This window comes from Bradyrhizobium iriomotense (assembly GCF_018129405.1).
Lineage (GTDB): Bacteria > Pseudomonadota > Alphaproteobacteria > Rhizobiales > Xanthobacteraceae > Bradyrhizobium > Bradyrhizobium iriomotense_B.
In genome coordinates, this window is record NZ_JAFCLP010000005.1 from 303,189 (window position 1) to 314,972 (window position 11,784).

Sequence of the window (11,784 nt, forward strand, 5' to 3'; positions counted from 1 at the left end):
CCAATCCCTAGAGGATATTGAAATGGCCGTTCCGAGAAGAAAAACCTCGCCGTCGCGCCGTGGCATGCGCCGCTCGGCAGACGCCATCAAGAAGCCGACCTATGTGGAAGACAAGGACTCCGGCGAACTCCGTCGTCCGCACCATCTCGACCTGAAGACCGGCATGTACAAGGGCCGTCAGGTCCTGAAGAAGAAAGAGTCCTGAAGTCAGGACCTTTCTCCGGGCAGGATGATTGAGCTGCCTGATGTCGGCCAACCCATGAGATATGGCAGTGACGGCGGCGGAGCCAATGCTTCGCCGCCGCATTGTCCTGTCTGGATATCTTGATCGAGAAGGCATCTTGCCGATGGTCGGTTTCCCGCTGCTTCTGATTCCGCTCGCGGTCTACAACATCATCGCCTTTCTGATGCCCAGCGTGTCCTTCTCGGACGTGCTGTTCAAGGTACCGATGATCACGGGCGAGACCTGGCCGGTCACGCTCGCCGATCTTCTGCTTGCGCTCGGCGTGGTGCTGCTGCTGCTCGAGGTGGTCAAAGGCGCGCGGCCCGGCTCGAAATTCCTGATGGATCATCTGCTGTCGCTGATCATATTCGGCGCGGCCGCCGCCGAATTCGTGATGTGGCCAAAATTCGGCAATTCCACCTTTTTCCTGCTGGTGCTGCTCGCGATGGCCGATTTCCTCGGCGGCATTGCCCAGCGCACGCGCCGCCGCGTCACCTATGTCGCCGAGACGACAGTGCCGGCGCCGCGCAAGTCCAGGCGTCGGGCCGAGCCGCCGGCCGAGGAAGCCGTCGCCGAGTCCAGTTTCAGGCCGCTGTCCGAGCAGCAGGCGCCGGTCGCGCCGCCTGCGCCCACCGCACAGTCGGTCGCCGAATCCGTGCTGATGGACCACCCCGCGCCAAAGCCGGTGAATCCGCCTTCGCCGGAAATCCCCTCGCCACATCTGCAGCCGGGCAACGGCACGCCGTCCTCGCCCGATACGCCGCGCTAACCGGTTTTAAGCCACTTGCCGCGTGCGCGCGGTGACGCTTCCGAGCGGGTGCTTGCTGCCATAGGCCATCCGCGCATCTTCGGACGAGGCGCGGCGGAGCCGGCTGGTCTGGGGCAGGTGCTCGGCACTGGCGATCAGCTGGGTGACGAAGCTCGGATCGGGGCGGGCCAGCGGCACCTTGTGGAGCCATTGCACAGTCGGGATCAGCGGCACCAGGGCCGTGCCCATGCTGCCTGCCGCCTCGTCCGAACGATCAGTACTCAACATCGCGATCACCGTTGATCCGGCGGCATTGTCGCGTTTTGGGACGCGGGCGCCGGTGCGTGTCAGTACTCGCAAGGCCTATGCCGGGCGGGCCGGTTTGGTTCCCTGGTCACTTCACAACGTGGTTTCCAAATTGTTTATCAACTTTGCCTAGGGTCGAAGGCGAATCTGGCTCTATCCTGTGCCGGCTCAGGACCCCCGCTGTCCCGAAATGAGGCGATTTTGACCCCTGCATTGCCGCAAGCCTCCGACATCCTGGCCGTCCTCGGCCAGGCCGTGTTCGCCTGGGACATCGCCAGCGATGCCATCGCTTGGGGTGAGCAGGTCAGCGCCGTCTTCCCCGGCATCCCCGCCGAGCGGCTCGCGACCGGCGCCGAATTCGCCAAGCTGATCGAGCCCGCGCAGTCGCTGCGGACCGCCGCGCTGGCGCAGACCTCTCCCGTGCACGGCACCGACGGCACGCCGTATCGTGTCGAGTACGGCGTGCGCATGAGCGCCTCCGATCCCGTGGTCTGGATCGAGGAGACCGGCCGCTGGTTCGCCGGCCCCGATGGCCGTCCCACGCGTGCGATCGGCTCCGTCCGCATCAACAATGAGCGCCACGCCCGCGACGAGGAACTGACGAAGCTGGCCCGGCTCGATCCCTTGACCGGCGAACTCAACCGCTCCCATCTGATCGCGGCACTGGCCGAGGCGATCGAGGAGACGACGCGCTTCCGTTCGACCGCGGCCTTCATGCTGGTCGGCATCGATCACCTCGCGCGCGTCAACGACGCTTTCGGCTTCGATGTTGCCGACGCGGTCATCCTCGACATCGGAAAGCGCATCCGTGCGCGCCTGCGCGGCGGCGACGTGCTCGGGCGCTTCTCCGGCAACAAGTTCGGCCTGATCCTGAAGAACTGCACCATCGACGACATGAACGTCGCCGCAGAGCGGTTCCTCGCCGGCATCCGCGACGAGGTGGTGCCGACGAAATCCGGTCCGGTCTCGGTCACCGCCTCGATCGGCGCGGTCAGCCTGCCGCGCTATGCCCGCAACACCGACGAGGCGGTCAATCGCGCCCATGAGACGCTGGACGCCGCCAAGCGCCGCCGCGCCGGCTCGTTTGCGGCCTGGCGACCGGATGCCACGCGCGATGCGCAGCGCCGCGTCAACATCCGCGTCACCGACGAGATCGTCACCGCGCTGAACGAGCGCCGCATCAAGCTTGCCTATGAGCCGGTGGTCGCAGCCGTCTCGCGCCAGCGCGCATTCCACGAATGCCTGGTCCGGATGGACCAGGGCGACGGCCAGGTGCTGCTCGCGCCCGACATCGTGCCGGTCGCCGAGCGGCTCGGACTCATCCGCCTGGTCGATCACCGCGTACTCGAACTCGTGGTCGCCGAGCTCGCGGCCGCGCCCGATGTCAGCCTCAGCCTCAACATCTCGCCCGACACCACCATGGATCCGGACTGGTGGGCGGGAATCGAGTCGCTGATGCTGGCCCATCCCGGGGTCGCCGAGCGGCTGATCGTCGAGATCACAGAGACGGTCGCGATCCAGGACATCGATGACGTGCGCGGTTTCGTCACGCGGCTGAAGAATTTCGGCAGCCGCATCGCTATCGACGATTTCGGCGCCGGCTACACTTCGTTCCGCAACCTGCGCAAGCTTGGCGTCGACATCGTCAAGATCGACGGCGCCTTCGTGCAGAACATCACGCACTCCGCCGACGACCGCGCCTTCGTCCATACCCTGATCGACCTCGCCCGCCGCCTCGACATCAAGACCGTCGCCGAGTGGGTGCAGGACGAAGAAGCCGCAAACATGCTGCGCGACTGGGGTTGCGACTACATCCAGGGCCGCCTGATCGGCCTCGCCTCAGCCGAGCGCCCGTGGGGCGTGCCGTCGGACAGCGCGTTGCCTGCGGCGGGCTGAGACATCGTAGGTGGGTTAGCCCCGCGGCTGCGCCAAGCGCAGTCCGCTGGCGTAACCCACCACTTCTGTCGCGAAAGGTGGCAGCTACGCCACGCAGATACCCGGCACCGCGACCTTCTGAAACAGATGCGGACTTGCGACGGCGGAAGCGGGGTAGTCCGCGATCTTCGCGCGGAACTCGGGGTGGGTGAAAGCCGCGCGGAAATGCGCGTTGGACTCCCAGACCGCATAGTTGAGATAGGTCGGATTGTCGCCGACTGCGCGGTGGAGCTGGGTCGAGATGAAGCCCGGCTGCCGCTTCATGAAGGCGGCATCGTCCTGCCAGTTCTTCAGGAATCTCGGTTCATCCGCAGCATCCAGCGTGAACAGGTTGACCAGCACCACGGGGCCGGCATCGAGCGCGATCTGACGGTCGATCGGGAAGGCAGGGTCGAGGGGACGCATCTGGGGCATGACATCACTCCGTGTAATTGGTATCATCATGTCAATTCGACAATATCTGACATAGGTATTTGACATGATGATGTCAATACGGAACAATCGCGACAAATGAGCAAGACCAAGCGCACCCCGGCCGGCGAAGCCCTGACCGGCCTGATCCTCGACCTGTTCCGGGCCAATGGCCTGCTTCTGACCGCCGGCGACCGGCTGGTCGCGGCACTCGGCCTCACCAGCGCGCGCTGGCAGATTCTGGGGGCGATCGTCGCTGCCGAGCGCCCGGAGCCGGTCGCCTGGCTGGCGCGCAATCTCGGCGCCAATCGCCAGAATGTGCAGCGGATCGTCAACGATCTCGAGCGGGATGGCCTCGTTGCGTTCGAGACCAATCCGCATCACCGCCGGGCGCAGCTCGTCGTACTCACCGATAAGGGCAGGCAGGTCTTTGACGCCGCCGGCCGGCTGCAGACTCCATGGGTCAACGGCTTGGCGGATGGTCTGTCAGTGAAGGAGATCGAGACGGCCCATCGCGTGATTGGCGCTCTGCGCGACCGGCTTGAAGGGGGCGATGAGGGGTGATCGCGCCGCGCCTCTTGCGCAGACGCCGTAGGGTGGGCAAAGCGAAAGCGTGCCCACCATTCGCGCCGTAGAGTTGGATGGTGGGCACGGCGCAAGTGCGCCTTTGCCTACCCTACGAAACCTTCACGCCCCCTCATCCAGCGCCACCAGCTCGCGCTTCTTGCGCAGTGACGGCAATAGAGGCGCGATCAGCAGCAGCAGCGCCAGCGTCAGGCAGGCCGCCGAGATCGGCCGCTGCACGAAGGTCCAGAGATCGCCCTGCGACAGGATCAGCGACTTGCGCAGATTGTTCTCCAGCATCGGTCCGAGCACGAAGGCGAGCACGAGCGGCGCCGGCTCGTAGCCGAGCTTGCGCATGAAATAGCCGATGATGCCGAATGCGATCATCACATAGACGTCGAACACGTTGTTGCTCGAGCAGTAGACGCCGAGGATCGTGAACAGGATGATCAGCGGGAACAGGATGTTGTAAGGCAGTTTCAAGAGCTGCACCCACATGCCGATCATCGGCAGATTGAGGATCAGCAGCATGACGTTGCCGATATACATGCTGGCGACGATGCCCCAGAACAGGCCGGGGTTTTGCGTGATGAGCAGCGGGCCCGGCTGCAGACCGTGAATGACGAAGGCCCCGAGCAGCAGCGCCATCACCACATTCGGCGGGATGCCCAAGGTCATCAGTGGAATGAATGCGCCGCCGGCCGCTGCATTGTTGGCCGACTCAGGGCCCGCGACGCCTTCGATCGCGCCATGACCGAAACGCTCCGGCGTTTTCGACAGACGCTTCTCCAGCGCATAGGACGCAAACGAGGCCACCACCGCGCCGCCTCCCGGCAGGATGCCGAGCAGGAAGCCGAGCAGCGTACCTCGCGTCACGGGGCCGGCGCTCGCCTGCCAGTCCTCCTTGTTGGGGAGGAGCTGCGTGATCTTGGCGTTGATGATGTCGCGCTTGATCGCCTGCTCGGTGTTGAGCAGCACCTCGGCGACGCCGAACAGGCCCATCACCACGGGCACAAGGCCGATGCCGTCGATCAGCTCCATGCGGCCGAAGGTTAGCCGCGGCTGCGCCGTGATGCTGTCGAGCCCGATCAGTCCGAGCACGACGCCGATGCAGGCCATCAGCAGCGCCTTCGGCATCGAGCCCTGGGTCAGGAAGGTGAGCACGACGAGGCCGAGCACCATCAGGCTGAAATACTCGGCCGGGCCGAACGCGATCGCGATGCTGGCAAGCTTGGGTGCCACCAGCATCAGGGCGACCAGCGCGAACGTGCCGGCGATGAAGGAGCCGAAGGCGGAGATGCCGAGCGCAGGACCGGCGCGGCCCTGCTTGGCCATCTGGTGGCCGTCAATGCAGGTGACGACCGAGGCGGCCTCGCCGGGGATGTTGACCAGGATCGAGGTGGTCGAGCCGCCATACATCGAGCCGTAGTAGATGCCGGCCATCATGATGATGCCGGATTCCGGCGTGCCCGACAGCGTCACCGGCAGCAGCAGCGACATCGCCGAGATCGGCCCGATGCCCGGCAGCACGCCGACCAGCGTGCCGATGAAGACACCGATGAAGCAGTAGAGCAGGTTGATCCCGGTCAGCGCGACACCGAACCCGTGCGCGACATTGGCGAGCGTGTCCATGCGGTCAACCGATCCCGAACAGGCCCGAGGGCAGCTGGATCAAAAGCAGGCGCTTGAGCACCCACCACATTCCGAGCGGTACCATCACGGCGATCAGGATCGCCAGCGTCCAGCGCACGGGATCGATCAGCCGCAACAGCAGCAGCATCAACGGGATCGACGCCAGCAGGAATCCCAGCGGCTCCAGCGCGAGGGAGAACGCCGCAAGGCAGGCGATGACGAGGAGCGGCTTGCTCCAGCGCACGTTCTCCCAGCGCGAAGCCAGCGTCGGTCCGCCCTCGGTGATCGCCGAGATGATGATGGAGCCTGCGAACACGCACATCAGGATGCCGGTGTAGAACAGCACATAGCCGGAGCCGGGATCGTTGATGGTGCCGAGCTTGAGCTTCAGCCCCGACCAGATCACGAAGCCGCCGAGCGCGAGCCCGATCAGCCCGCCCCAGAGCTCGGAGTTGGAGAGACGGAGTTTGACGTTGGTTTGGTTGTTCATCGATTCGCTCTCGGCCGTTCCCCCGGACGCTGCGCAGCGCCATAAGTGCGTTCACGTCGTCTTCGACGTGCTATGGTGGTGCGCTGCAGAGCCGGGGCCCATGAGTGTGGACGAAAAAGGTGGGTCCCGGCTCTGCGGTGCACCGCTGAAGAAGCGCTGCACCGCGTCCGGGACACGAAAGTGGCCCAGTCCTACTTCTTCGCCAGCCCAAGCGTGTCGATCACCTTGCGCTCGGACTCCGTGACCTCGACGACGAACTTCTTGTAGTCCTCGGTGTTCTTGTAGTTCGGCACCATGTCGTACTTGGCGAGCGTGGCGATCACCGCGGGATCCTCGACCGCCTTCTTGAAGGCGTCGTGCAGCTTGGCGACGATTTTTGGATCCATGCCCTTCGGCCCCGCGATGCCGAACGGGGAATCATAGACCATGGGATAGCCGAGCTCCTTCAGCGTCGGCACATCGGGATAGTTCGGCGATCGTGCGCCGGTCCACACCATCAGCAGCCGCAGCTTGCCGGCATCGACCAGCGGCCGCCAGCCCGTCGAATCCGCCTGCAGCATCGTGTGCTGTCCCAGCACGGCCGCGTTGGTCTCGGCGCCACCCTTGAACGGCACCTGGGTGAGCTTGATGCCGGACATCGCCGCGATCTGCTCCATGCCGATATGGAGCGAGGTTCCGGTGCCCGGCGTCGCATAGGTCACCTTGCCCGGGTTCGCCTTCGCGAACTCGACCACGTCCTTCCAGGATTTGAACTGCGACTCCGCGCTGGTGGTCACGCCGAACGTGTAGCCGGTGAGGTGGACGATATAGGTGAAGTCCTTCGCCGGATCCCATGACACCTCCTGCATCAGGGGGATGCGGAACACGGTGATCGGAATTTGCGAGATGGTGTAGCCGTCCGGCTTCGCAGCCGCCGCCATGGTCGCAGGACCGACCGTCCCGCCGCCGCCGGCCTTGTTGTCGATCACGATCGGCTGCCCCAGCACCTTCGAGGCGCTATCGGCGATGGCGCGCATCGAGATGTCGGTCGAGCCGCCGGCCGGCCAGGGCACGATCAGCGTGACCGGCTTTGTGGGATAGTCCTGCGCCCCAGCGGCGGTCGCGAGCAGTGCGCCCACGACTTGCATGGCGGCAAAGGCAATCGTCTTCAGCCCGTATCGCGACATCGAAACACCTCCCTCGCAGCGGTCTCGTTGGACCGCCGTTTCTCATTGTTATGAGGGGATTGTCCCCGAAATCATGGGAGAAGAAAAGCGCATTGCGTGGACCGCCCGCAGGGGCGAGGGAGCGATCCCCGCGGAAACGAGGCGTGCGACAATTGGTCGTTTGGAGGTGTGCCGAGAGGCGGAATTTGAGGAGGCCTAAAGCCCTTTACGCCACGCGCCGGACCGCGTTCAGCGTCTCGATGGTGCGGCCGACCTCCGCTGCGGGGCACGGCTTGCCGAAATAATAGCCCTGCACCGCGGTGCAGCCGCATTCGCGCACGAAGTCGAGTTGCTCCTCGGTCTCCACACCCTCGGCCGTGGTCTCGACGCCGAGCACGGAGCCGAGGCTTGCGATGGTGCGGACGATCGCGACGCTCTCCGGGCTCTCGCCGAGCGTACCGACGAAGGAGCGGTCGATCTTGATGCGGTCGAACGGAAACTTGCGCAAATAGCTCAGCGAGGAATAGCCGACGCCGAAATCGTCGAGGCTGACGCGCACGCCGAGGGCGCGGAGCTGGTGCAGGATCTCGATCGTCGCCTCGCTGTCGTCGAGCAGCGCCGTCTCGGTGACCTCGAGCTCGAGCCGCTGCGGCGGCAGGCCGGCTTCCGCAAGCGCGCTCGTCACCAAGGTCACCAGCCCGCGGAAGCGGAATTGCACCGGCGACAGGTTCACCGCGACGGTGACGTCGGGCCAGGACGCTGCAGTGGTACAGGCCGTGCGCAGCACCCATTCGCCGATCGGGACGATCAGGCCGTTTTCCTCGGCGATCGGGATGAACTCGGCGGGCGAGACGAAGCCGCGCGAGGGATGTTTCCAGCGCAGCAGCGCCTCGAAGCCGGTGAGCTCGGACGATTCGAGCTGCACCTGCGGCTGGAACACCAGATGGAACTGGTTGGACTCCAGTGCACCGCGCAGATCGTGCTCCAGCGCGTGCCGGCTGCGCGCCTCTTCCTCCATCTCGGGCTCGAACAGCTGGTAGGCGCCGCGCCCCTTGGCCTTGGCCTGGTACAGCGCAAGGTCGGCGCATTTCATCAGCTCGTCGGCGTCCAAGCCGTGATCGGGCGCGATCGCGATGCCGACGGAGACGCCGACATGGATCGCCTGGCTTTCCAGCGGCGGCGGGTGACCGATGATCTCGACCAGGCGGCGGGCGAGCTTCTCGGCCGATTGCGGCTGCGGGCCGCGCTGGAGCACGGCGAATTCGTCGCCGCCGAGCCGCGCGACGGTGTCGTGCTCGCCGACATTCTCCTTCAGGCGCGCCGCGACCCAGCGCAGCAGCCGGTCGCCGGCGGCATGGCCGAGGCGGTCGTTGACGGTCTTGAAATTGTCGAGGTCGAAGCACAGCACCGCCATTGCGCCGCCGGCAATCGCCACCTGGTTCAGTCCCTCGCCCATCTTCTCGCGGAACAGGGTGCGGTTGGGCAGGTCAGTCAGGGAGTCGTGCCGCGCCATGTGTGCCACGCGGGCCTGGGCCTTGTGGCGCTCGGTGACGTCCTCATAGGTGACGACCCAGCCGCCATGCTCCATCCGCTTGTGATTGAGCTTGATGATGCGGCCGTCGCTCAAATGCCGGTGCAGCGTGTGCTCGCCCTCGCGCAGCCGCTCGACATAATCGGCATAGAGCTTGGCGCCGGTCATGTTCGGATGGATGCCGATCGCGCAGCTGTGCTCCATGATCTCGCGCATCGAGACGCCCGGCTTCACCAATTCGGGCGACAGGCCGTACATCTCGATGTAGCGCCGGTTGCAGACGATCACGCGCAGGCTCGAATCGAGCATGCACAGGCCCTGGCTCATGTTGTTCAGGGCCGCATCGAAGCGCCGATACTGCTCGCTCAGCTCCTCGACCGCGTGTTCGCGCTCGGTGATGTCCTCATAGGTGGCGACGAAGCCGCCTTCGGCTAGCGCGCAATAGCGGACCGAGATCACGGTGTCGTTCGACATGCGCCGGCGCATCGGCGAGCAGTCGCGGCTCGCGATCCGCGCGCGAGCGGCTTCCAGGATCTGTTGTGGGCTGTATTCCGAGGCGAACGCGCCGTTCGCCATCGATCGCTCGATCAGCTCGCCGAGATGCGTGCCGGGCCTCGTCTCCTCCGGCGAGAGCAGGTAGATCTTGCGGTAGGTGGTGTTGCAGACGCGCAGGCGCATGTCGCTGTCGTAGAAGGCGAGCCCGTGCGCCATGTTCTCCAGCGCCGCGTCGAGGATGAAGTTCTGCTGCCGAAGCGTTTCCTCGTATTGCAGCCGTTCGGTGACGTCTTCGTGCACCGTCACCCAGCCGCCGTCGGGAAGGAAGCGGGAGACCGCCTGCACCATCCGCCCGTCGTAGCGCATCACCAGCAGGGTCTTCGCCTTCCTGGCGCGCACGTCCTCGAGCCTGGTGACGTGGAATTCCTCCGCCGACATGCCCGCCATGTTGCCGCGCGAGAGCCAGTGTTCGATCGCCGTGCCGTGTGCGACGCCGGGCTTCACGATGTCGGGGTCGAGATTGTAGAGCTTCAGGAAGCGTTCGTTGCAGACGACGACGCGGCTGTCGGCGTCATACATGATAAGGCCGTGCGACATGTTGGCGAGCGCGTGCTGGCTGCGTTCGGTCTGCACGTGCAATTCCGCCTCGAGCCGGGCGAGGCGGCTGACGTCGTCGCAGATCGTCATCCAGCCGCCGCCGGGAAGCGGCTTGAGCTCCAGCGACATGACGAGGCCGCTCGCCAGCCGTTGCTCGGTCCGGAACGGCTTGCCGCCTGCGATCTGTGCGATCCGCGCCGAATACAGCGCGTCGAGCTCGCTCTCCGGGAAGTTGCCGCGGCTCGCGCTGTGCGCGAGCACCTCGCGGTAGCTCGTGCCGATGCGCACGATTTCGGCCGACAAGTCGAACAGCGAGAGGTAACGCTGGTTGAAGAGCACGATCCGGTTGTCGGCATCGTAGACGCAGACGCCTTGCTCCATGCGATCGAGCGCAAGCTGGCTCAGCGCGACCAGGGCCTCCGGGCCTTGCTCGCGGCGTGCACCAAGCTCGTTGTCGCGGGTCGAATCCATGGGGTCGGCATGATCTCGGCGGGCAATAGACTTAACGCAACGTAATTCCGCTGCCGAGGGTAGCGAAGAGGCGGGAAAATTCCCTTAAGCGCAGTAGTTTACGGAGGGTGACTCGCGATGGAGAGCGTGTCGGAAATGCAGAGGTGCCTGCGAGAGTTGGCCGAGAGGGCGCAACATATCAGGTGTCGTCCCGGCGAAGGCCGGGACCCATAACCACAGGGAGAGGTTTGGCGAAGACTAGTAGTGAACAGGTTTTCCGCGGGACTACCATCCTGCGCCTACAGACAGATCACGCGGTATGGGTCCCGGCCTTCGCCGGGACGACACCGTTCTACGGCCCGTACAGCACGAGCTCCGTATCCGTGAGGTCGGCGAGCTGCGGCCGGTGCGGACCTTTGAAATATTTGCGCCCGCGCCGCTCGGTATAAATACCGGCCAGACCGGGAATCGGGCCGTTGGCATCGACGGCCACCGAGATCTTGCCGAGCCGCAGCAGCAGCCGGCCGATGCGACCGGCGCATTCGGCGTATTCGGCGGCGCTGCGGCAGTAGATCAGCTTCATCGCGGGCGGCGCGATGAAGCCGCGGCGGATGCGCACCGGTTGCAGGATGAAGGGAAACGCTCCCTTCGGCGTGCGGCAGACGAGGCTGAGGCAATTGTAACGCGCATGCCGCGTCAGGAGCTCGGTTTCGTCCTGGGAAAGCCCGTCGATCGTCTTGGCGTGTTGCGAGATCACCTCGATCTTGCTCCAGCGCGGGGCGCGCGCCAGCGCCGGCACCGAGAAGAAGATGCCGCGGCAGTAATTGCGAAAACCCTGGGCCTCGATGATCGGCCAGGTCCACGGCGCCGGGCTGATGTTGAGATAGGTGACGTCCTTGTGCCGCTGCGCGACCTTGGTCAGAAACGGGGCGTAGTTGCGGTAGGCCGGATCGACATACCAGCTCGACAGATTGCACTGGATGGCGGTCTCCTCGCCGTGCTTTCGCGTCGTGTAGATCAGCAGCAGCACGCCGACGGGCTCGCCGTCATTGTCGAGCATGTAGCCGAAGCGCGGATAGCCCTCCGGCACGGGCCGGAAGGCCTGCCGGCGCAGGCCCTGCATCCAGTATTCGCGTGAACGGCCGACGAAGCCGCGCGTCAGCAAGTCCGCGATCTTCTCGACGTCGGACTCGGTGATCTCGCGGCAACGGACCTTGGTATGGATCACGCTCGTCTTGCCCGTGGAAATGGGAGGCC

General features: G+C 65.2%; 11 protein-coding genes. 4 read left to right on the forward strand and 7 right to left on the reverse strand.

The window, feature by feature from the left end; genetic code table 11:
• Positions 1-22 precede the first annotated feature (22 nt).
• Both rpmF and JQ592_RS14880 read left to right on the forward strand, forming a co-directional pair.
• Entirely contained in the window at positions 23-205 is a 183-nt protein-coding gene (gene rpmF / locus JQ592_RS14875) for a 50S ribosomal protein L32 (RefSeq protein WP_007598106.1), read from the forward strand.
• Between the two features lie 142 nt (positions 206-347).
• Complete coding sequence (locus JQ592_RS14880; protein ID WP_211403630.1) at positions 348-992, forward strand: hypothetical protein; 645 nt, start codon at positions 348-350, stop codon at positions 990-992.
• A gap of 6 nt (positions 993-998) precedes the next feature.
• Here the strand turns inward: JQ592_RS14880 and JQ592_RS14885 are convergent, their stop codons facing one another.
• On the reverse strand, positions 999-1,259 hold the full coding sequence (locus tag JQ592_RS14885; protein ID WP_211403581.1) for a hypothetical protein: 261 nt from the start codon (positions 1,257-1,259) through the stop codon (positions 999-1,001).
• Between the two features lie 219 nt (positions 1,260-1,478).
• Between JQ592_RS14885 and JQ592_RS14890 the strand changes: the two genes are divergently transcribed.
• Complete coding sequence (locus tag JQ592_RS14890; RefSeq protein ID WP_211403582.1) at positions 1,479-3,173, forward strand: bifunctional diguanylate cyclase/phosphodiesterase; 1,695 nt, start codon at positions 1,479-1,481, stop codon at positions 3,171-3,173.
• Positions 3,174-3,257: 84 nt separating this feature from the next.
• Here the strand turns inward: JQ592_RS14890 and JQ592_RS14895 are convergent, their stop codons facing one another.
• Entirely contained in the window at positions 3,258-3,626 is a 369-nt protein-coding gene (locus JQ592_RS14895; RefSeq protein ID WP_211403583.1) for an antibiotic biosynthesis monooxygenase family protein, read from the reverse strand.
• 96 nt (positions 3,627-3,722) lie between these two features.
• On the opposite strand from JQ592_RS14895, the gene JQ592_RS14900 reads away from it, so the two are divergent.
• Entirely contained in the window at positions 3,723-4,187 is a 465-nt protein-coding gene (locus JQ592_RS14900; protein WP_211403584.1) for a MarR family winged helix-turn-helix transcriptional regulator, read from the forward strand.
• Positions 4,188-4,310: 123 nt separating this feature from the next.
• On the opposite strand, the gene JQ592_RS14905 is transcribed toward JQ592_RS14900, so the two are convergent.
• The 5 genes from JQ592_RS14905 to JQ592_RS14925 form a co-directional block, all read right to left on the reverse strand.
• On the reverse strand, positions 4,311-5,819 hold the full coding sequence (locus tag JQ592_RS14905) for a tripartite tricarboxylate transporter permease (RefSeq protein WP_211403585.1): 1,509 nt from the start codon (positions 5,817-5,819) through the stop codon (positions 4,311-4,313).
• A gap of 4 nt (positions 5,820-5,823) precedes the next feature.
• Positions 5,824-6,309, reverse strand: a complete 486-nt coding sequence (locus JQ592_RS14910; RefSeq protein ID WP_211403586.1) for a tripartite tricarboxylate transporter TctB family protein — start codon at positions 6,307-6,309, stop codon at positions 5,824-5,826.
• Between the two features lie 191 nt (positions 6,310-6,500).
• Positions 6,501-7,475, reverse strand: a complete 975-nt coding sequence (locus JQ592_RS14915; RefSeq protein ID WP_211403587.1) for a tripartite tricarboxylate transporter substrate binding protein — start codon at positions 7,473-7,475, stop codon at positions 6,501-6,503.
• A gap of 205 nt (positions 7,476-7,680) precedes the next feature.
• Positions 7,681-10,548 carry a PAS-domain containing protein gene (locus tag JQ592_RS14920; RefSeq protein WP_211403588.1) on the reverse strand — a complete coding sequence of 956 codons (2,868 nt, stop codon included), beginning with the start codon at positions 10,546-10,548 and terminating at the stop codon, positions 7,681-7,683.
• A 331-nt stretch (positions 10,549-10,879) separates the two neighbouring features.
• Positions 10,880-11,755 carry an acyl-CoA acyltransferase gene (locus tag JQ592_RS14925; protein ID WP_211403589.1) on the reverse strand — a complete coding sequence of 292 codons (876 nt, stop codon included), beginning with the start codon at positions 11,753-11,755 and terminating at the stop codon, positions 10,880-10,882.
• Between the last annotated feature and the right edge of the window lie 29 nt (positions 11,756-11,784).

Excerpts from the sequence above, each read along its gene's own strand:
- rpmF (WP_007598106.1), top strand. The coding sequence starts at position 23 with ATGGCCGTTCCGAGAAGAAAAACCTCGCCGTCGCGCCGTGGCATGCGC.
- JQ592_RS14880 (WP_211403630.1), top strand. The coding sequence starts at position 348 with ATGGTCGGTTTCCCGCTGCTTCTGATTCCGCTCGCGGTCTACAACATC.
- JQ592_RS14885 (WP_211403581.1), bottom strand. The coding sequence starts at position 1,259 with ATGTTGAGTACTGATCGTTCGGACGAGGCGGCAGGCAGCATGGGCACG.
- JQ592_RS14895 (WP_211403583.1), bottom strand. The coding sequence starts at position 3,626 with ATGCCCCAGATGCGTCCCCTCGACCCTGCCTTCCCGATCGACCGTCAG.
- JQ592_RS14900 (WP_211403584.1), top strand. The coding sequence starts at position 3,723 with ATGAGCAAGACCAAGCGCACCCCGGCCGGCGAAGCCCTGACCGGCCTG.
- JQ592_RS14905 (WP_211403585.1), bottom strand. The coding sequence starts at position 5,819 with ATGGACACGCTCGCCAATGTCGCGCACGGGTTCGGTGTCGCGCTGACC.
- JQ592_RS14910 (WP_211403586.1), bottom strand. The coding sequence starts at position 6,309 with ATGAACAACCAAACCAACGTCAAACTCCGTCTCTCCAACTCCGAGCTC.
- JQ592_RS14915 (WP_211403587.1), bottom strand. The coding sequence starts at position 7,475 with ATGTCGCGATACGGGCTGAAGACGATTGCCTTTGCCGCCATGCAAGTC.
- JQ592_RS14920 (WP_211403588.1), bottom strand. The coding sequence starts at position 10,548 with ATGGATTCGACCCGCGACAACGAGCTTGGTGCACGCCGCGAGCAAGGC.